This is a genomic window from Methylotenera mobilis JLW8, assembly GCF_000023705.1.
GTDB lineage: Bacteria > Pseudomonadota > Gammaproteobacteria > Burkholderiales > Methylophilaceae > Methylotenera > Methylotenera mobilis.
Genome location: NC_012968.1, coordinates 549,360 through 567,267 on the forward strand (window position 1 = coordinate 549,360; position 17,908 = coordinate 567,267).

The window sequence follows — 17,908 nt, forward strand, 5'->3', positions numbered from 1 at the left end:
CTTTATGTAGCGAGCTGGTTGCAGTAGGTGTGGTGCTAGTGGTTATGGTGATGCTCGTGGTCGCTAGTGCTATTAATGCTTTCTGCACTTTTAACCATCGCTTTTACGTTTTGTTTGAATTCAATATTCTGGCTATTTTTAAACGTCAGTTCAAAGTTTACCGTTTGCGCGTCAGCTAGCGGTTTTTTCAGGTCAAACAGCATTAGGTGAAAACCTGAGGGCTCCAATTTATAGGGTTTGCCGGCAGCTAGAGGTAGCGTAGGCAGCATGCGCATTTTCATCACGCCATTTTCCATCTTCATGCTGTGAATCTCCACACTGTCGCTGACGTCGCTTGTTATTTTCACTAATGTTGCCTCATTGGCACTGGTGATTGTCATGTAGCCTGCACTGATATTTTGTCCAGGGTAGGTGGCTTTTACCCAAGGGTTGTGGATGGTGATGGTGTCTTGTGCGTAGCTCAATGTAGTGATAGCTGCCAGTAAGAGTGCCAGTCCATAATGCAAGGCTTGCTTTAAATGGCCGACGAATAAGCGGCGAGGTTGTGCGTGGCTGAGTTTTAAATTATGGTGCGGTGGCTGTGTGATTGTCATGTTGAACACCAAGGTAGTCATGGTTAAGTGCTTACTGCGTTAGCTCATCAGGTAAGTCGTCGTCTTTTGTTGCTGTCGGTATGGCGTAGTCTTCATTGGCCCATGCGCCTAAGTCTATCATTTCGCAGCGTTTGCTACAGAATGGTCTGTAAGAGTTAAGCGGGGAAAATTCCACTAGATTTTTGCATGTGGGGCATGCGACTAGCCTTTTGCTTTGGGTCATAGGTCGGTACTTTTTAGTTACATTGCGATGTTACGTTACGAGCTAGACATTATAACGCGAAGATAAACGCGGTTTGGTTGAGTGTAACGTACTTATAGATCAGATAGTCTTACAGATTGCACAGCGTTAAGGTAAAGTCGATATCCTCTTCGACCTTTTGAGGCTTTTGTGCGCAATCCAGTGTATTGAATCTAATGTTAATCGCGTATTTATTGGCGCTTACTTCAGGGAAGCAATTGAGGTTGTCAGCAATATTGATTTTTAACATTTGCGCCGGCCTCACGCCGCCCAGCATTTGCTGGTAAACGCCATTGGTGGCAACCAGCTTATTGGTGCTGCCACTGCCGCGCAGGATACGCAAGATGATGATAATGGCTTGCTGCATAGGAATGAGTGGCTTAATCCACGACTCTAAGTCCTGCTTTCGACGCTCCGGGCCTAGGCCTAGCCAGTAATGGTAGGATGGCACGTCAAACTCACACACGCCGCCAGGGATGCCAGCGCGCTGCTTAATGCTCATTAGCCACTCGTTGGCACGTAAGGTTTGTCCAAGCTTAGTGGTTTCTGCACGTAATGCGTCGGCAGCCACATTAATATCGCCTAGCGTTGCTTCTAGCGCTTCTTGAGAAATAATCGGGTTGCCAATCAACATGCGCATGGCGGTTTTTTGACGGTCAAGCTCTTGCAGTAAATCGACCTTGAGCTCGGCGCGGTCTACCACGTCTAGAATTTGCAATAGTGTGAGTAGCGCACAGTGGTGCTGAAACTCATGGTCTGCGGCAACATTATGCAAAACTTTGGCAAACAAATCCTCTACTCGCAGCAGTGTGCGTATGCGTTCATTAAAAGGATAGTCATAACTAGGCATGTTTAATCATGTAAGCCAAAAGCGTTTTTTAGGTTGGGCCGCTGCATTGAATTTAAAAGTTGAACTGGATTATCAAATTTATTTGCTAACTATGCAAGTCTTAATAAGTTTTTTATGAAATTCATTAACTTTTTCGGTTAACTCCTGCACCGAGCCGCTGTTGTCTATGATGACGTCGGCAAGGTTACGTCTGTTTTCCCTAGAGGTTTGTGCCTGCATTAGTTTTTTTACTTCATCCGCAGTGAGCTTGCTGCGGCTCATTGCGCGCTCGATTTGTAGCGCCTCATCGCAGTCAATCACTAAGGTGGTGTTGGCAATGGATTGGTAGCGACTGCTTTCAAACAATAAAGGCACTACTAGCAGTTGATAGCATGGATGTAGGTTTTGTTCATTATTTTTCAGTGTTTGCCATGCTTGCTGATAAATAGCTGGGTGTAGCAATTGTTCTAGCTTAGCTTTTTCATTGGCGTCGCTGAAAATGTGCTGGCGCAGTTTAGGGCGGTTTAGTGTGCCATCGGCGTTAAAAAAATGTGCACCAAATATCTGTTGGATTTCTTTGAGTAACGGGCTGCCAGGCGCCGTGAGTTGGTGCGCAATCACATCGGTATCTACCACGGGAATGCCTAGGCTGGCGAAATGCCTGGAGGCTTCGCTCTTGCCGGAGCCTATGCCACCAGTGAGTGCAACAACATACATGGTCAGTTATGGCAGGTAGAGTGTAGCCAGTGTTTGGCCAAAAAATAATGCGGCGATGCCACCTATTGCCAGAAATGGGCCAAATGGCATCGGTACCTCTTTGCCGCGCTTGGTCAGCACAATCAAAGCAATACCGATAATGGCACCTAGTGTGGATGACAGTAGCACTACTGCAGGCAGAAGTTGCCAGCCAAACCAAGCACCAATCGCAGCAAGTAGTTTGAAGTCGCCATAGCCCATGCCTTCTTTGCCGCGTATTAGCTTAAACAGCCAATAAACAGACCATAACACCATGTATCCAGCCATGGCGCCGATAACGGAGGATTTTAAATCTGTAAACCCAGAGTTTAGGTTAAATAAGATGCCCAGCCAGAGCAGCGGAAGCGTAATGTCGTCCGGTAGCAGTTGGGTATCAAAATCAATAAAAGTTAATGTGATGAGGGCTAGTGCAAATATCCATGCCATGAGGGTGATGCTTGAATAGCCAAATTTCCAGCTGATAGCGCCAATTAAAGCGCCAGTCAGCGCCTCAATCAGCGGGTAGCGCATGCTGATAGGGGCTTTGCAGCCTTTGCAGCGTCCTTTGAGTAGTAAATAACTGATGATAGGGATATTCTCTAACGCCGAGATGCGATGGCCGCAATGTGGGCAGGCTGAGCGTGGGTGGCACAAATTGTATTTGGTGGTGCTGGCGATCTCTTTGCCTTGCAGTTCCAGGCAATTGTTATGCCACTCCTGCTCCATCATTTTGGGGAGGCGATGGATTACCACGTTTAAAAAACTGCCGACCATCAGGCCTATGAGTGTGGAGATTGCAATAAATAGTGCGCTGTCTTGTTGCAGAATGGTGGATATATCATTTAATACGGCAGGCATGGCAATCCTTTTATCAGGTCTTATTGTATGTGCGCTTCAAGACAAAACTATAACGTGCCGTTAACTAACTGTAAACTTAATGCACGGTCTTGGCGTTAAGTGATTGTCAGTGTCGTGGTTTGATTTGGGGTGTAGGCTTGAAATTTAGGCGTGTTGTCACCAAGTTAGACCTAGTAATTGATATTATAATAGAGCTGTAATTTGTATTAAGGAAACAATATGACAAACACTAATCATCAACTGAATGCAGCTGAGCTGGTCCAGGCTGAATTACACCACCCAGAGTGGGATGAGCCTATTATTTGCCGTGTTGAGGTTGATTTGCCAAGTTGGTTATCACAATTGGCAGGTGGTAGGGATTGGGAAGTCTACTCTGAGGAAGAGGAAGAGAACTGCATTAGTTTTGCTATGCGTGAGATTGCAGTTAAAAAGCCAAAATTAGCGGAAGTGACTTTGTATCACAACGGCTATGCTGTGGTTGACGTCGAGGGGCAGTCTTTGTTTGATGGCTCATTAACTGCCGGCACCAGTGAGTGCGCGCATCTGACTTACTACCACGCAGATAGTGGTGAGAAGATTATCCTAAACTAAAGTGTCTGTATCTGCTTTTAGCCGGAGGTGTTCCGCTCGGCTAAAAGCTTCTTGTTACCGCAAAATCTGCAAGCTCTATCAGTGCTTGTTTGAATTTTGATTCTGGAAAATGCGCGATTGCCGCGCGACATTGTGCGGACTCAGCTTCTGCAATCTTTTTCACATGATCTAACGCCCCAGAGTTGTTCACAATCTCTACCACTTGGGTTAAATGCTCTAGGCCGCCTTGCTCAATTGCGTTGCGGATAAGCTGGCTTTGTTCGGTATTGCTGTTGCGCATTGCGTATAGCAGCGGCAGTGTTGGTTTGCCTTCAGCTAAGTCGTCGCCCAGGTTTTTGCCGATGTCTTCACTATTGCCGCTTAAGTCCAGAATGTCGTCTATCAACTGAAATGCCGTACCTAAATGCATGCCGTAAGCGGTGAGAGCTGCTTCGTCTTTTGCGCTCGCTTCGCTGATGATGGCACCTAGTCTGGTCGCTGCTTCAAACAGCTTGGCAGTTTTGTAATGAATCACTTGTAAATAAGCTTTATCAGAAATGTCCGCATTGTTGACGTTAAGCAGCTGTAGCACTTCGCCTTCGGCAATCACGTTGGTTGCATTGCTCAATACCTCCATCACGCGCATATTTTGCACGGCAACCATCATTTGAAACGCGCGTGAGTAAACAAAGTCGCCAACTAATACGCTGGCAGCATTGCCAAATAGTGCATTGGCAGTGCTTTGGCCTCTGCGTTTGGAGGACTCATCTACAACATCATCATGTAGCAAGGTGGCGGTGTGAATAAACTCAACGACAGCAGCTAGCTGGTGGTGCTGTGTCTGGATTTCGCCAAACAAGCCCGCTGCAAGCAACACTAGCATCGGGCGCAATCGTTTTCCACCACTGTTAATAATGTATTCAGCTACCTGGTTAACCAAAGCCACTTCGGAGTGTAGTGATTGGCGGATGGTTGTATCCACCATGCGCATGTCGTCGTTTATGCAAGATTGAATGATGCTTGGAGTCACATTAATAAAACCTGTAAAATGAAATCTGATTTTATCACAGCCTATTTGAATCCTAGATTTTCAATGACATGGTTTTTAGGTTTATTCATCTATATAATAATGCTTTTGATTTTTAAGCTGAGTACAGCGTCGTCGAGTCGGTTTATCTGGCAGTGGTTGATGTTTGGATGGTTGTTTACGCTGCTTTCTTTGCTTGGAATATAATCAAATGTGTGGCCGTGCATTGCTAATTAGGCGGCGGCAGTTTATCTGACCAAATTTAATCTAAATATTTTTACTAATTTGCTTAGATTAAGGTTTGCTTTACAGGATAAATTGCGTATAATGCGCGATTCTTTTGAAGTATGAGTTAAAGGCATAATCATGTATGCAGTAATCAAAACTGGTGGTAAACAATATCGCGTAGTTCAAGGCGAAAGATTAAAAGTTGAGAAACTAGAAGTTGAAGTTGGCGGCACAGTAACGCTAGATCAAATTCTGATGGTTTCTGACGGTGATAACACAACAATTGGTTCTCCAATTATTAAAGGTGCTACTGTTAAAGCAACGGTTGTTTCACATGGTCGTGGCGACAAGGTGATGATTTTTAAATTCCGTCGTCGTAAGCACTACCGTAAAACACAAGGCCATCGCCAAAGTTATACAGAAATTAAAATTGAAGCAATCGCTGCTAAATAAGCAGTTATCTTTAAGTTAAGGATTAAATCATGGCACACAAAAAAGCAGGCGGTAGTTCACGTAACGGTCGCGACTCACAAGCCCAGCGTCTAGGCGTTAAAGCATTCGGTGAGCAATTTGTTTCAGCTGGCAGCATTATCGTACGTCAACGTGGTACTAGAATGCACGCTGGTGAAAACGTAGGTATGGGTAAAGATCATACTTTGTATGCTAAAGCAGACGGCAAAGTGAGCTTTACAATTAAAGGCGCATTAAAACGTAAAACTGTGAATATTATTCCAGCTTAGTTTTTTGCGATAATTGAAGAAGCCCTGTCGTTTGATAGGGCTTTTTTATTTGGTACGCGCTAGCAGAATGTTTTTTCAATTCGTGCGTTCTTGCTAGTTTGTTGTTTGGTGGTTTTTGCTTAATCGTATGGCATGCTGTTGTGGCTGTCTTTGATAAAAATCTCCTACAAAACAGAATCTTGCGCGATAATTACATGAACTGATGATACAGTCTGGGTATTATGAAATTTATTGACGAAGCTACTATTAAAATCTTTGCGGGTGACGGCGGCAACGGCGTCGCCACGTTTCGTCGTGAAAAATACGAGCCGATGGGTGGTCCTAGCGGCGGTGATGGCGGCCGCGGTGGCTCTATCATTATCGAGGCGGATCGCAACATCAACACTTTGGTAGATTACCGTTATACGCGCAGTTTCCGTGCACAGCGTGGTGAGAATGGTCGTAGTGCCGAGTGTTATGGCGCTAAAGGCGAGGATATGGTCTTGCGTGTGCCGGTCGGTACTGTCATTTCAGACAAGTCTAGCGAACAAATGTTGGTGGATTTGAGCGAGCACGGTCAGCGTGCGCAAATGGCTAAGGGTGGTAACGGCGGTTTAGGTAATGTGCACTTTAAATCGAGTATGAACCGTGCGCCACGCCAATGTACCAAAGGTGAGCCAGGTGAGGAGTTTGAGCTTTATCTAGAGCTTAAGGTGTTGGCTGACGTAGGCTTGCTGGGTATGCCGAATGCTGGTAAATCCACTTTTATCCGTTCAGTGTCTGCAGCTAAACCTAAAGTGGCTGATTATCCATTTACTACCTTACACCCTAATTTAGGTGTGGTACGTGTAGATGCAGAGCGTAGCTTTGTGATTGCGGACATTCCTGGAATTATTGAAGGTGCTGCTGAGGGCGCGGGTCTTGGGCATCAATTCTTGCGTCATTTGGCGCGCACTTCATTATTGTTGCACTTGGTTGATGTGGCGCCGTTTGATGAAGCAGTTGACCCGGTACATGAAGCAAAGGCTATCGTAGAAGAGTTGAAAAAGTATGATGAGGCTCTATACAACAAGCCGCGCTGGTTGGTATTAAATAAAATTGATATGTTGCCAGAGTCCAAACAAGTGATTGAGGACTTTGTGAAGGCATATGGCTGGGAAGGTCGTGTGTTCGCAATTTCTGCTATCAGCGGTATCGGTTGCAAAGAGCTGACTTATGCCATCATGCAGCATATTGAGGACAATAGACAGCAGGAAGAAGAAACTGCAGAGGTTAAACCTGAGGTGGCGCTGAATGCGAATGCCGATAAAGAAGCCGGGAATGAAGTCGTCTGAATTTAACTCTCTAGTGCTAGATGCAAAAGTTATTGTGGTGAAAGTAGGCTCTAGCCTAGTCACTAATAACGGCAATGGTCTTGATCAAGTAGCGATTGCTGAGTGGGCGGCGCAGATTGCCGCGCTGGTGCAGCAGGGTAAGCAAGTTATATTGGTTTCTAGCGGTGCAGTAGCTGAGGGTATGCAGCGGTTAGGTTGGAAAAAACGACCGATTGCAGTCAATGAGTTGCAGGCTGCGGCAGCGGTGGGGCAGATGGGCTTGGTGCAAATGTATGAGCGCTGCTTTAGTCAGCATCAGTTACACACCGCGCAGGTTCTGCTCACGCATGATGACTTGGCTGATAGAAAGCGTTACTTGAATGCGCGCACTACATTACGCACTTTGTTAGATTTAAAAGTTATTCCGATTATTAATGAGAACGACACGGTGGTCACCGACGAAATAAAATTCGGTGATAACGATACTTTAGGTTCATTAGTCGCCAATTTGATTGAGGCTGATACCTTGGTGATCTTAACGGATCAGCAAGGTTTGTATTCAGCTGATCCACGTAAAGACCCCAATGCGCAATTTGTGCAGCATGCAACGGCAGGTGATCTGGCCTTGGAGCAGATGGCAGGCGGAGCTGGTAGTAGCGTAGGTACTGGTGGTATGTTAACCAAGATTTTGGCAGCAAAACGTGCGGCCCGTAGTGGCGCGCATACGGTGATTGCCTCTGGTCGTGAGTCCAACGTGTTGGTGCGTTTGAGCGCGGGCGAGGTAATCGGTACGCATCTTGAAGCCACGCAGATGAAAATCGCTGCGCGTAAACAGTGGTTGGCGGACCATTTGCGTACCACAGGTAAATTAATATTGGATGCAGGTGCGGTGCGCGTGCTGGTGGCTGAAGGTAAAAGTCTGTTGCCGATAGGTGTGACTGCGGTTGAAGGTCATTTTGAGCGCGGTGACGTAGTGGCCTGCGTGGACGCGGGTGGTCATGAGATTGCACGTGGCTTGGTGAATTATTCCGCAAGTGAAACCGCAAGGGTAATGCGTAAGCCTAGTCAGCAGATAGAGTCCATCTTGGGTTATGTCGATGAGGCTGAATTGATACACCGTGATAACCTAGTCCTATTAAAACAGGCTTAAGGCTGCGATAAGAAAAAGCATCAGTTTTAATCGTGGTTTAGATCATTAGTTTAATTAAACCCTCTCGTTTTAATTTAGATTACATAAAGGAATGCATGTGGCAAATAATCAACCGTTGGTAGCCATTATTATGGGTTCAGATAGTGACTGGCCTGTAATGAGAAATGCTGCGCAAATGCTTGCTGATTTTGGTGTGGCGTATGAGGCAAAAGTGGTCTCTGCGCATCGTACACCTGACTTGATGTTTGATTTTGCAGAAACAGCAGCTAGTAAAGGTATTCAAGTGATTATTGCCGGTGCCGGCGGTGCTGCGCATTTGCCAGGTATGGTTGCCGCTAAAACCACGTTGCCAGTGTTAGGGGTGCCGGTGCCATCTAAGCATTTGCAAGGCCAAGATTCTTTGCTGTCTATCGTACAGATGCCAAAAGGCATCCCGGTAGCAACCTTTGCCATTGGTGATGCCGGTGCGGCTAATGCAGGTTTATTTGCGGTATCTATCCTGGCTAATCAAGATGCGGCGTTGTCTGCTAAGTTGGCAGAGTTTCGTACCAAACAAACAGAAAAAGTATTTAACATGGAGTTAAGCGACAAACCATGAGTCAATCTTCTATGATTCTTCCACCAGCGATGCTGGGTATGTTGGGTGGCGGTCAATTGGGCCGTTTTTTTGTGATTGCAGCCCATGAAATGGGTTATAAAGTCACGGTGCTAGATCCTGATCAGAACAGCCCTGCCGGCAAAATTGCTGATGTACATATTTGTGCCAAGTACGATGATGCCGCCGCATTGAAACAAATAGCAGAAACTTGCCAAGCAATTACCACGGAATTTGAAAACGTGCCTGCAGCAACATTAAAGACGTTGGCACAGTCGGTACCGGTGCGTCCGTCTGCTGATGCGGTGGCTATTGCGCAGCATCGCGTGAGCGAAAAGAATTTCCTGAAAGAAGCTGGCTTGCCAGTGGCGCCTTATGCAGTGATTGATGCTGAGTCGGACTTGCCTGCGGATGATAGTGAGATTTATCCCGCTATCCTGAAAGTGGCTAGATTTGGTTACGATGGCAAAGGTCAGGCGCGTGTTACTAACTTGAGCGAAGCTAAAGCGGCTTTTGCTGCATTCTCAGAAGAAGAATGTGTGCTGGAAAAAATGCTGAAGCTGGATTATGAAGTTTCTGTTGTGCTGGCGCGCGATGTGAATGGACATGTTGCCACTTTCCCAACGGCTGAAAATAGTCATTTGAATGGTATTTTGGATGTCTCTATCGTGCCGGCGCGTGGTAGTGATGCGGTAAATCACCAAGCACAAAAGTTGGCAATCAGTGTGGCTGAGAAGCTGCAATACACTGGCGTGCTGGGTGTGGAGTTCTTTGTGTGTGATGGCGAGTTGTTGGTGAATGAAATTGCACCGCGTCCACATAACTCAGGTCACTACACCTTGGATGCTTGTATTACTAATCAGTTTGAGCAGCAAGTGCGAGTGATGACAGGCTTGCCACTGGGTAGTAGCCGTCAGCACAGCCCTGCTGTGATGGTAAATCTGTTAGGTGACATTTGGCCAAATGAGGCGCCACAGATTGAGCCAGCTTGGCAGTTAGTGCTAGGGTTGCCTAGTCTTAAAATGCACCTGTATGGTAAAGCCGAAGCACGTGCTGGCAGGAAAATGGGGCATTTCACTGTGCTGAGCACAAGTCGCGATGATGCAATTAAACTGGCAATGCAAGTGCGTAGCGAACTCAAGGTTGGCGAGTAAATATCGGTAATAGTCTACAGGGCCTGGTCATGATGTGACTAGGCCTTTTTTATTTGTTTCAAGATTTTTATTAATAATTTGGTACTATTTGTGTACCAATAACTTAAAAATAGGGAGACATTATGGCTATACTCAATACCCCTTCAGCGCAGTCTCAATCGGGTGCTATTAAGATAATTAAATACATAGCGATATTGATTGCGGCATTTATCCTGATCTCTTGGCTGAACCCATTTGTAGTGATCAATGCTGGCAATCGCGGTGTAATTACGACTTTTGGTAAGGTCAATCCTCGTGTGTTGGAAGAAGGCTTGCATTTTCGCATTCCAATCGTGCAGCAGGTAGCTGAAATTAATGTGCAGATACAAAAGGGCGAGGGTGATGGCGATGCTGCATCGCGTGACCTGCAACAAGTGCATGCCAAAATTGCGTTGAACTATCACTTAATTCCGGACCGCGTGGCAGAAACTTATCAGTCGATTGGTGATTTGAACTCTGTAGGTGATCGTATCATTATCCCTGCGGTGCAAGAGGCAACAAAAGCCACTACCGCTAAATACACAGCAGAAGAACTGATCAGCAAGCGCCCGGAAGTGCGCGACCAGATCAGTCAGTTTATGCGTGACCGGCTGTTGCGTCACGGTATTCAGATTGATGAGTTCAGTATCGTCAATTTCCGATTCTCCGAAAGCTTTAATCAGGCCATTGAAGCCAAGACTACCGCCGAGCAATTGAAGCTGAAAGCTGAGCGCGATCTTGAGAGGATACGCGTAGAGGCTGAACAAAAAATCGCATCAGCCAAAGCGGAAGCGGAGTCGCTACGCTTGCAGAAACAAGAGATCACACCGGATTTGCTGAAATTGCGCGAGATCGAAAATCAGCGCGTAGCGCTAGAAAAATGGGATGGTCGTTTGCCCCAGGTCACAGGTGGCTCGGTGCCGCTAATCAATATTAAGTAGGTGAGGCATTAATTCGAGAGGTGCATATTGAAACTTACAGTGTTTCGTACGTTAATCATTTTGCTACTGTGCGGTCTTTATTGGGCTATATCAGTTAAGTCGCCTTATCTCGAGCCTGGTGTTGATAGCTACAATGACATGCTGGGTTTACTAGGGGAGCCTCTGTCAAAAGTGGCTACGCCTGATGGTTATAACTACTTATATGATGGCATCATTGTGAATATCAGTGGGCCAGATCAGGCGACGATTTTGAGCGTTACTTATGTTAAGCCCAATATTTACAATAGATATTTGCATCCTGATGTTGGTTTAACTGCTGCTCAAATCAAAGAAAATATAAGTGATTATTACGAGCATAAAGAAGCTGCTTACTATTTCATCGCTGATTATGAAAGATCGGTAATTTTTTGGTTTGATAACAATCAGTGCGTTGTTAAATATGTGCAAGCGCGCAAAGGCAACTTGAAGCGTATTTAGTTGTAGAGTATTAATCTGGAATCTATGGACAATAAACAAGCAGAGCTAATAAAGAACTGAACCAAATAAAAAAGCCGAACTAGGTTCGGCTTTTTTATTGATTTAATTACGACGCAAGTAAAAACACTTGCGAGGTTAATTATGCCATCGCTTTAATCGCAGCGTTTAAGCGGCTTTTATGACGTGAGGCTTTGTTTTTGTGAATGATGTTTTTGTCCGCAATGCGGTCAATCACGCTTACATTCTCTGAGTACGCAGCAGTAGCTGCAGCTTTATCGCCAGCTTCTACAGCTTTAATGATTTTTTTAATTGCTGTGCGCAAAGTAGAACGCAAGCTTGCATTGTGAGCGCGTTGCTTAACTGCTTGACGAGCACGTTTTCTTGCTTGTGCGGTATTTGCCATCTGTTTTTCCTAAAAAAGCTATTCAAAATTCGAAGCCCGTAATCATAGCATTTTATAAATATATTGCAAGTTAAAATGATGCAAATATATTTGTAAATAATACCTAGTGACTATTGGCGTGTTAAAATTACGCAATATGTTGTTAATGCTATACTTTTCTTCACTACATTATAACGATAAAGCATGAATTTACTCAACGCGCTGGCTAAAGTCGGCAGCATGACTTTTGTTTCGCGTATTTTGGGCTTCGTGCGCGATACGCTGATTGCACGGGTGTTTGGTGCAGGTATGCTGAGCGACGCTTTTATTGTTGCGTTTAAAATCCCTAATTTATTGCGCAGAATTTCTGCCGAAGGTGCTTTCAGTCAAGCGTTTGTGCCTATTTTGTCTGAATATAAAAGCCAGCGCGGTTTTGATGAAACACATCATTTAATCAATCGGGTTGCTACTTGGTTAGGCCTGATTTTGGTGGTGGTGACAATTATCGGTATGTTGGCAGCGCCATGGATTGTTAGCTTGGTTGCACCCGGTTTTAGGGGCGATGCAACGAAAATGCAGCTAACTGTGGAGCTGCTGCGTATTACTTTCCCTTATATCTTCTTTATTTCTTTAGTCTCCATGGCTGGCGGGGTGCTGAATACCTACAATAAGTTTGGGGTGCCTGCCTTTACACCGGTATGGCTCAACGTGGCGATGATTGTGGCTATCCTCTGGTTTGCGCCATATTTTGATGAACCGATTAAAGTGTTGGCTTGGGCGGTATTTTTCGGTGGGTTCTTACAGCTGGCATTTCAGGTACCATTTTTAAAGCAGATTGGCCTGTTGCCTAGATTAGATTTTAAAGCGGATGATGACGGTGTCTGGCGCATACTTAAGTTAATGGGGCCTGCGGTGCTGGGGGTGTCTGTGGCGCAGATTTCACTTATTCTTAATACTATTTTTGCTTCATTTTTAAATACAGGCAGTGTGAGCTGGCTGTATTACGCAGACCGTTTGATGGAGTTTCCAACCGGCGTTCTTGGTGTGGCGCTGGGTACCATCTTGTTACCTAGTTTATCTAAGGCTTATGCGGGTAAGGATGATAGCGAGTACTCGCAATTGTTGGATTGGGGTTTGCGTTTAACCTTTATTTTGGCGGCACCTGCAGCTGTGGCATTAGCAGTGTTGGCCACGCCTTTGGTCGCTACTTTATTTAACTATGGAAAATTTACTCCATTAGATGTGCTGATGACGCAGCAAGCTTTGATCGCTTATAGCGTGGGCTTACTTGGCCTGATTCTGGTTAAAATTCTGGCGCCGGGGTTTTATGCGCGGCAAAACATTAAAACGCCAGTCAAGATTGCGGTGTTTACCTTGGTGATGACGCAGTTAATGAATCTGGTTTTTGTGTTTGTACTGAATTTGCAGCATGTAGGCTTGGCCCTAGCCATTGGTGTGGGTGCCTGTCTTAATGCTAGCCTGTTGTATCACCACTTGCGTAAGGCGCATATCTTTCATCCGCAAACGGGCTGGCTGCGTTTTATGCTTAAACTGGCGCTTGCGCTAGCCGTGATGGGGGTGGTGCTGCACTTTGCGATGGGCGAGGCCAGTGTATGGCTAGAGTTGAATTTGATGCGCCGTTTAGCCTATTTAAGTGGCTTGGTGGTGCTGGGGGCTGTAAGTTATTTTGCCATGCTCTTGCTGTTAGGGTTTAGATCGCGTGACTATATGCGTAGAGTAAGTCGCTAAATGCAAATTTTTAGACACATTCCTACCAGTTTGCAGCAGCCGTGTGCCTTGGCAATAGGTAACTTTGACGGCATGCATTTAGGGCATCAGGCGTTATTGGCACAACTTAAGCAGACGGCGCAGGCGGTAAACTTAGAGGCGGCAGTAATGACGTTTGAGCCGCACCCACGAGAGTTTTTTACACCAGAAAGTGCGCCAGCACGGCTGTGCTCTATGCGTGAAAAGTTGGAGTACTTTGCGCAAGCTGGGGTAGAGCGCGTGTATGTGTGTAGGTTTAACCAGCGATTTGCTAAGGTGACGGCCGAGGCTTTCATGCATGAGCTATTGCGTAATGCCGTGAACGCGCAGGCCGTTTTGGTGGGCGAGGATTTCCGCTTTGGTGCCAAGCGTGCCGGTTCTGTTAATGATTTTGTCGCAGCAGGGTTTAAGTTGGTGAGTTTGCCTCAGGTAGATCTGGGTAGTGAGCGGGTTTCCAGTACCCGAGTGCGCTCGGCCTTGGATGAAGGACGTTTGCAAGAAGCTGCATTGCTGCTGGGTAGAGGTTACAGTATTAGCGGTAAGGTGGTGCACGGTGCAAAGCGTGGACGTCAGCTTGGTTTTCCTACTGCTAATGTACATATGCGGCATGAGCGCCCTGCGTTAAAAGGGGTGTATGCAGTAAAATTAGACGGTTTAAACGCCGTGGCAAATTTAGGAGTACGCCCGACTATTGCCGGTGTGCCTAAGCTGTCATTGGAAGTGCATGTCCTTGATTTTAATGGTAACTTGTACGATAAGCATGTGCATGTAGAGTTTTTGCAAAAAATTAGGAATGAAATGAAGTTTGATGGTTTGGATGCGTTGAAAGCGCAAATTGCAATTGATGTAGAATTAGCAAGAAAGTTTTTTGGGGCGCTTACTCCCGCAGAGCGGTAAATATATCCGTTGATGGGGCGGCGCTGATTGAAATACCTTGATGGTATGTCTGCAACTGGATTTCTGTGTTGTATTAATCAATGTAACGTTGGGCGAGCAGAAATGATGAATATGAAATGTGTTGAGATTTTAAATGACTGAAGACAATAAAGAGCAAAGCAAGTATAAATTAAACTTACCTGAGACTGCCTTTCCGATGCGCGGCGACTTGGCGAAGCGTGAACCGGCATGGCTAAAGTCATGGCAGGATAAAAAGCTATATACGCGTATTCGCAACGCACGTAAGGGCGCAAAAAAATTCATTTTGCATGACGGCCCGCCTTATGCCAATGGTGATATTCACATTGGGCATGCAGTGAATAAAATCTTAAAAGACATCATCGTTAAATCTAAAACATTTTCGGGCTTTGATGCACCTTATGTGCCGGGCTGGGATTGCCATGGCTTGCCGATTGAGTTGGTTGTAGAAAAAAATCACGGTAAAAATATAGACCCTGCACAGTTTCGTGAGTTGTGCCGTGCTTATGCTGCTGAGCAGGTAGAAAAGCAAAAGAAAGACTTCATCCGTTTGGGTGTGCAAGCAGATTGGGATAATCCGTATTTAACAATGGATTACCAAACCGAAGCTGACATAATGCGTGCTTTAGGTGACATTTATAAAAATGGCTACCTATATCAAGGCAGCAAACCTGTACATTGGTGTGTAGATTGCGGCTCTGCGTTGGCTGAAGCTGAGGTGGAGTACGAGGACGTCAACTCACCGGCGATTGATGTGGGCTTTAAAGTTGTAGACAATGCAGCATTGAGTAAAGCGTTTGGCGTTACGGTTGCAGGTGATGCCTATGCGGTGATTTGGACAACTACACCATGGACCTTGCCAGCCAACCAGGCGGTAAGCGTGCACCCTGAGCTGGATTATGACTTGATTCAAACCAGCAAAGGTTTGCTGATACTTGCCAATGCTTTAGCTACGGCAACATTAACGCGTTATGCAGAAGCCGATGCAAAGGTGCTGGCAACCTGTAAAGGCTTGGCATTAAAGTATCTTCAACTAGAGCACCCGTTTGACGCACGTCAGGTGCCAGTGATTACTGGTGAACACGTAACCACCGAGGCTGGTACCGGTTTGGTACATACGGCAGCTGCACACGGTAATGATGACTGGCTGGTGATGCGTGCTAACTTCCCAGAACAAAAGCCTAGAGTTTTAATCGGTAGTGATGGCAAGTTCTTCAGCAGTGAGCTGGTGGAGTTCTCCGCCATTCGTGGTTTAACCAGACAGGATGCCAATAAAGTAATCTTGGCAAAAATGCAGGAGAGTGGTCACTTACTGGCGAGCGCACGTTTGAATCATAGCTTCCCACATTGCTGGCGCCATAAAACGCCACTGATGCAATTGGCGACCCACCAATGGTTTATTGGCATGAATGCGCAAGACATCAATGGTAAAGCATTGCGTGAGCATGCCAACAAAGCCGTAGACGAGACTGAGTTCTTCCCGAGCTGGGGCCGTGCACGCCTAGAGGCCATGATTAAAAATCGCCCGGACTGGTGTGTGTCACGTCAACGTAACTGGGGCGTACCTATGCCATTGTTTGTGCATAAGGAAACAGGTGAGCCGCATCCAAAAACAGCAGAGCTGTTAGAGCAAGCTGCCTTACTCACGGAAAAAACCGGCGTAGAAGCTTGGTTTAGTTTAGATGGTACGGCGTTCTTGGCGCAACATGCGCCAGAGAATGCCGAGCAATACAAGAAGGTGACTGATACCCTTGACGTGTGGTTTGATTCAGGCAGTACGCATGCTGCGGTGTTGAAGCGCCGCCCTGAGCTAGCCTTCCCTGCAGATTTGTATCTAGAGGGCTCAGACCAGCACCGCGGCTGGTTCCAGTCTAGCTTGCTGACCGGCTGTGCGATTGATGGTCATGCTCCGTATAAAGCATTGCTCACGCATGGTTTTGTGGTGGATGGTAGCGGCCACAAAATGAGTAAATCTAAAGGTAATGTGGTTGCGCCACAAAAGGTGATGGATACCTACGGTGCAGATATCCTGCGTTTGTGGGTGGCCTCTACCGATTACTCAGGCGAGTTGACTATTTCTGATGAGATCTTGAAGCGTGTTGCTGAAAGTTATCGCCGCATTCGCAACACTTTACGTTTCTTATTGGCGAACTTGGCTGACTTTGATGCAACCAAAGACTTGTTGCCAGTGAGCGAATGGTTAGAGATTGACCGTTATGCCTTGCATTTAACCGACAAGTTGCAAACTGGAATCTTGGCGGATTATGACCGTTATGAATTCCACTTGGCGGTACAGAAGTTTGTGAGTTTCTGTTCAGAGGATTTAGGCGGTTTCTATTTAGATATTCTAAAAGACCGTTTATACACTACGGGTGAAACTTCACATGCGCGCCGTGTTGCGCAAAGTACTTTGCATCACATTACCCACACCATGATGCGTTTAATGGCACCGATTTTAAGTTTCACTGCAGATGAAATCTGGCAAACGCTAGGTTTAGATGCGGATAAAACGGTGTTTGAAGAGCTTTGGTATAGCTTGCCAGCGCATGGACTAAACGGCGCAGCGATTCAATCGTGGCAAACGGTGCTAGAAGTGCGTGCATTAGCAAATAAAGCGATAGAAGAAAAACGTGCAGCTGGCCTAGTGGGCTCATCCTTGCAGTCTGAGTTGGATATTTACGCAGATGGCGCAACATTTGAGGCATTAAGTCGCTTGCAGGATGATTTACGTTTTGTGCTGATTACATCACGTGCTTCACTGCACCAGCGTAGCGGTACGTTAGAAGTACAGGTTGCTCCAAGCGCACATACTAAATGCGACCGTTGCTGGCATTACCGTGCAGACGTGGGTGCCGATGCTGCGCATCCGCATATTTGCGGGCGCTGCGTAAGCAATTTGTTTGGCAAGGGTGAGGTGCGCTCACATGCGTAAGTGGTTTGCGCTTAGCGCCATTGTGGTTGCGCTGGATTTATACACCAAGTATCTGATTCAGCAAGATTTTGTATATGGTGAGCATTTAACCATTACTGGCTTTTTTGATTTGGTACGTTTTCATAATGAAGGTGCAGCATTTAGCTTTTTAGCCAATGCTGGCGGTTGGCAGAAGTGGTTTTTCACTGCGGTGACTGCGGTTGCCGCCATTGTGATTAGCTATCTGATTAAAAAGCATCATCAAGAGAAACTATTTAGCCTAGGTTTGGCCTTAGTATTAGGCGGTGCGATCGGTAATTTGTATGATCGCCTGACCTTGGGTTATGTCGTGGATTTTCTGTTTTTTCATATTGATCAGTTATATTGGCCGGCGTTTAACGTGGCTGATAGTGCAATATGCGTTGGAGTTGGTTTGTTACTTGCGGATAGTTTCAAAAAGTCAAACGTAAGTTAATCAAGCGCAT

At 46.0% G+C, this 17,908-nt stretch carries 20 protein-coding genes; 13 read left to right on the forward strand and 7 right to left on the reverse strand.

The features are described from left to right. Positions 1–35: 35 nt before the first annotated feature. From MMOL_RS02610 to MMOL_RS02630, 5 genes are all read right to left on the reverse strand, one after another. The gene (locus tag MMOL_RS02610) at positions 36–593 is read right to left on the reverse strand and encodes a copper chaperone PCu(A)C (RefSeq protein ID WP_148207840.1); all 558 of its coding nucleotides are present in this window, start codon (positions 591–593) and stop codon (positions 36–38) included. 31 nt (positions 594–624) lie between these two features. After that, positions 625–816 (reverse strand): DNA gyrase inhibitor YacG, encoded by a 192-nt coding sequence (locus MMOL_RS02615; RefSeq protein ID WP_015831462.1) that lies wholly within the window; start codon positions 814–816, stop codon positions 625–627. 109 nt (positions 817–925) lie between these two features. After that, positions 926–1,684 carry a cell division protein ZapD gene (gene zapD / locus MMOL_RS02620; RefSeq protein ID WP_015831463.1) on the reverse strand — a complete coding sequence of 253 codons (759 nt, stop codon included), beginning with the start codon at positions 1,682–1,684 and terminating at the stop codon, positions 926–928. 78 nt (positions 1,685–1,762) lie between these two features. Then, positions 1,763–2,380 (reverse strand): dephospho-CoA kinase, encoded by a 618-nt coding sequence (gene coaE / locus MMOL_RS02625; protein ID WP_015831464.1) that lies wholly within the window; start codon positions 2,378–2,380, stop codon positions 1,763–1,765. Positions 2,381–2,386: 6 nt separating this feature from the next. After that, positions 2,387–3,256 carry a prepilin peptidase gene (locus MMOL_RS02630; RefSeq protein ID WP_015831465.1) on the reverse strand — a complete coding sequence of 290 codons (870 nt, stop codon included), beginning with the start codon at positions 3,254–3,256 and terminating at the stop codon, positions 2,387–2,389. A 219-nt stretch (positions 3,257–3,475) separates the two neighbouring features. On the opposite strand from MMOL_RS02630, the gene MMOL_RS02635 reads away from it, so the two are divergent. Beyond that, complete coding sequence (locus tag MMOL_RS02635; protein WP_015831466.1) at positions 3,476–3,847, forward strand: hypothetical protein; 372 nt, start codon at positions 3,476–3,478, stop codon at positions 3,845–3,847. Between the two features lie 40 nt (positions 3,848–3,887). Here the strand turns inward: MMOL_RS02635 and ispB are convergent, their stop codons facing one another. Next, entirely contained in the window at positions 3,888–4,856 is a 969-nt protein-coding gene (gene ispB, locus MMOL_RS02640) for an octaprenyl diphosphate synthase (protein ID WP_015831467.1), read from the reverse strand. Between the two features lie 363 nt (positions 4,857–5,219). Between ispB and rplU the strand changes: the two genes are divergently transcribed. From rplU to MMOL_RS02680, 8 genes are all read left to right on the forward strand, one after another. Beyond that, positions 5,220–5,534: a 50S ribosomal protein L21 gene (gene rplU / locus MMOL_RS02645; RefSeq protein ID WP_015831468.1), complete on the forward strand. Its 315-nt coding sequence runs from the start codon at positions 5,220–5,222 to the stop codon at positions 5,532–5,534. Between the two features lie 29 nt (positions 5,535–5,563). Next, a complete protein-coding gene (rpmA, locus tag MMOL_RS02650; RefSeq protein WP_015831469.1) occupies positions 5,564–5,821 on the forward strand; it encodes a 50S ribosomal protein L27 in 258 nt (85 codons plus the stop codon). Positions 5,822–6,042: 221 nt separating this feature from the next. Further along, complete coding sequence (gene cgtA / locus MMOL_RS02655) at positions 6,043–7,134, forward strand: Obg family GTPase CgtA (protein ID WP_015831470.1); 1,092 nt, start codon at positions 6,043–6,045, stop codon at positions 7,132–7,134. Beyond that, positions 7,121–8,263, forward strand: a complete 1,143-nt coding sequence (gene proB / locus MMOL_RS02660) for a glutamate 5-kinase (protein ID WP_015831471.1) — start codon at positions 7,121–7,123, stop codon at positions 8,261–8,263. The genes cgtA and proB overlap by 14 nt, the downstream gene beginning before the upstream one ends. A gap of 91 nt (positions 8,264–8,354) precedes the next feature. Beyond that, positions 8,355–8,861, forward strand: a complete 507-nt coding sequence (gene purE, locus MMOL_RS02665; RefSeq protein WP_041928521.1) for a 5-(carboxyamino)imidazole ribonucleotide mutase — start codon at positions 8,355–8,357, stop codon at positions 8,859–8,861. Beyond that, positions 8,858–10,012, forward strand: a complete 1,155-nt coding sequence (locus tag MMOL_RS02670; protein WP_049764464.1) for a 5-(carboxyamino)imidazole ribonucleotide synthase — start codon at positions 8,858–8,860, stop codon at positions 10,010–10,012. Before purE ends, MMOL_RS02670 begins: the two co-directional genes overlap by 4 nt. A 122-nt stretch (positions 10,013–10,134) precedes the next feature. After that, on the forward strand, positions 10,135–10,971 hold the full coding sequence (locus MMOL_RS02675) for a prohibitin family protein (RefSeq protein ID WP_015831474.1): 837 nt from the start codon (positions 10,135–10,137) through the stop codon (positions 10,969–10,971). A 171-nt stretch (positions 10,972–11,142) separates the two neighbouring features. Then, the gene (locus MMOL_RS02680; protein ID WP_148207841.1) at positions 11,143–11,448 is read left to right on the forward strand and encodes a hypothetical protein; all 306 of its coding nucleotides are present in this window, start codon (positions 11,143–11,145) and stop codon (positions 11,446–11,448) included. Between the two features lie 139 nt (positions 11,449–11,587). Here MMOL_RS02680 and rpsT read toward each other — a convergent pair whose 3' ends face one another. Next, on the reverse strand, positions 11,588–11,851 hold the full coding sequence (rpsT, locus tag MMOL_RS02685; protein ID WP_015831476.1) for a 30S ribosomal protein S20: 264 nt from the start codon (positions 11,849–11,851) through the stop codon (positions 11,588–11,590). A 183-nt stretch (positions 11,852–12,034) separates the two neighbouring features. On the opposite strand from rpsT, the gene murJ reads away from it, so the two are divergent. From murJ to lspA, 4 genes are all read left to right on the forward strand, one after another. Beyond that, entirely contained in the window at positions 12,035–13,579 is a 1,545-nt protein-coding gene (gene murJ, locus MMOL_RS02690) for a murein biosynthesis integral membrane protein MurJ (protein WP_015831477.1), read from the forward strand. Continuing rightward, positions 13,580–14,494, forward strand: coding sequence for a bifunctional riboflavin kinase/FAD synthetase (locus MMOL_RS02695; protein ID WP_015831478.1), 915 nt, complete (start codon positions 13,580–13,582; stop codon positions 14,492–14,494). A gap of 133 nt (positions 14,495–14,627) precedes the next feature. Continuing rightward, positions 14,628–17,444 carry an isoleucine--tRNA ligase gene (gene ileS / locus MMOL_RS02700; protein ID WP_015831479.1) on the forward strand — a complete coding sequence of 939 codons (2,817 nt, stop codon included), beginning with the start codon at positions 14,628–14,630 and terminating at the stop codon, positions 17,442–17,444. Then, positions 17,437–17,898 (forward strand): signal peptidase II, encoded by a 462-nt coding sequence (lspA, locus tag MMOL_RS02705; protein WP_015831480.1) that lies wholly within the window; start codon positions 17,437–17,439, stop codon positions 17,896–17,898. The genes ileS and lspA overlap by 8 nt, the downstream gene beginning before the upstream one ends. The last annotated feature ends 10 nt before the right edge of the window (positions 17,899–17,908 follow it).

Coding starts and splice junctions, on each gene's coding strand:
- MMOL_RS02610 (WP_148207840.1), bottom strand. CDS start 593: ATGACAATCACACAGCCACCGCACCATAATTTAAAACTCAGCCACGCA.
- MMOL_RS02615 (WP_015831462.1), bottom strand. CDS start 816: ATGACCCAAAGCAAAAGGCTAGTCGCATGCCCCACATGCAAAAATCTA.
- zapD (WP_015831463.1), bottom strand. CDS start 1,684: ATGCCTAGTTATGACTATCCTTTTAATGAACGCATACGCACACTGCTG.
- coaE (WP_015831464.1), bottom strand. CDS start 2,380: ATGTATGTTGTTGCACTCACTGGTGGCATAGGCTCCGGCAAGAGCGAA.
- MMOL_RS02630 (WP_015831465.1), bottom strand. CDS start 3,256: ATGCCTGCCGTATTAAATGATATATCCACCATTCTGCAACAAGACAGC.
- MMOL_RS02635 (WP_015831466.1), top strand. CDS start 3,476: ATGACAAACACTAATCATCAACTGAATGCAGCTGAGCTGGTCCAGGCT.
- rplU (WP_015831468.1), top strand. CDS start 5,220: ATGTATGCAGTAATCAAAACTGGTGGTAAACAATATCGCGTAGTTCAA.
- rpmA (WP_015831469.1), top strand. CDS start 5,564: ATGGCACACAAAAAAGCAGGCGGTAGTTCACGTAACGGTCGCGACTCA.
- cgtA (WP_015831470.1), top strand. CDS start 6,043: ATGAAATTTATTGACGAAGCTACTATTAAAATCTTTGCGGGTGACGGC.
- proB (WP_015831471.1), top strand. CDS start 7,121: ATGAAGTCGTCTGAATTTAACTCTCTAGTGCTAGATGCAAAAGTTATT.
- purE (WP_041928521.1), top strand. CDS start 8,355: ATGCATGTGGCAAATAATCAACCGTTGGTAGCCATTATTATGGGTTCA.
- MMOL_RS02670 (WP_049764464.1), top strand. CDS start 8,858: ATGAGTCAATCTTCTATGATTCTTCCACCAGCGATGCTGGGTATGTTG.
- MMOL_RS02675 (WP_015831474.1), top strand. CDS start 10,135: ATGGCTATACTCAATACCCCTTCAGCGCAGTCTCAATCGGGTGCTATT.
- rpsT (WP_015831476.1), bottom strand. CDS start 11,851: ATGGCAAATACCGCACAAGCAAGAAAACGTGCTCGTCAAGCAGTTAAG.
- murJ (WP_015831477.1), top strand. CDS start 12,035: ATGAATTTACTCAACGCGCTGGCTAAAGTCGGCAGCATGACTTTTGTT.
- MMOL_RS02695 (WP_015831478.1), top strand. CDS start 13,580: ATGCAAATTTTTAGACACATTCCTACCAGTTTGCAGCAGCCGTGTGCC.
- ileS (WP_015831479.1), top strand. CDS start 14,628: ATGACTGAAGACAATAAAGAGCAAAGCAAGTATAAATTAAACTTACCT.
- lspA (WP_015831480.1), top strand. CDS start 17,437: ATGCGTAAGTGGTTTGCGCTTAGCGCCATTGTGGTTGCGCTGGATTTA.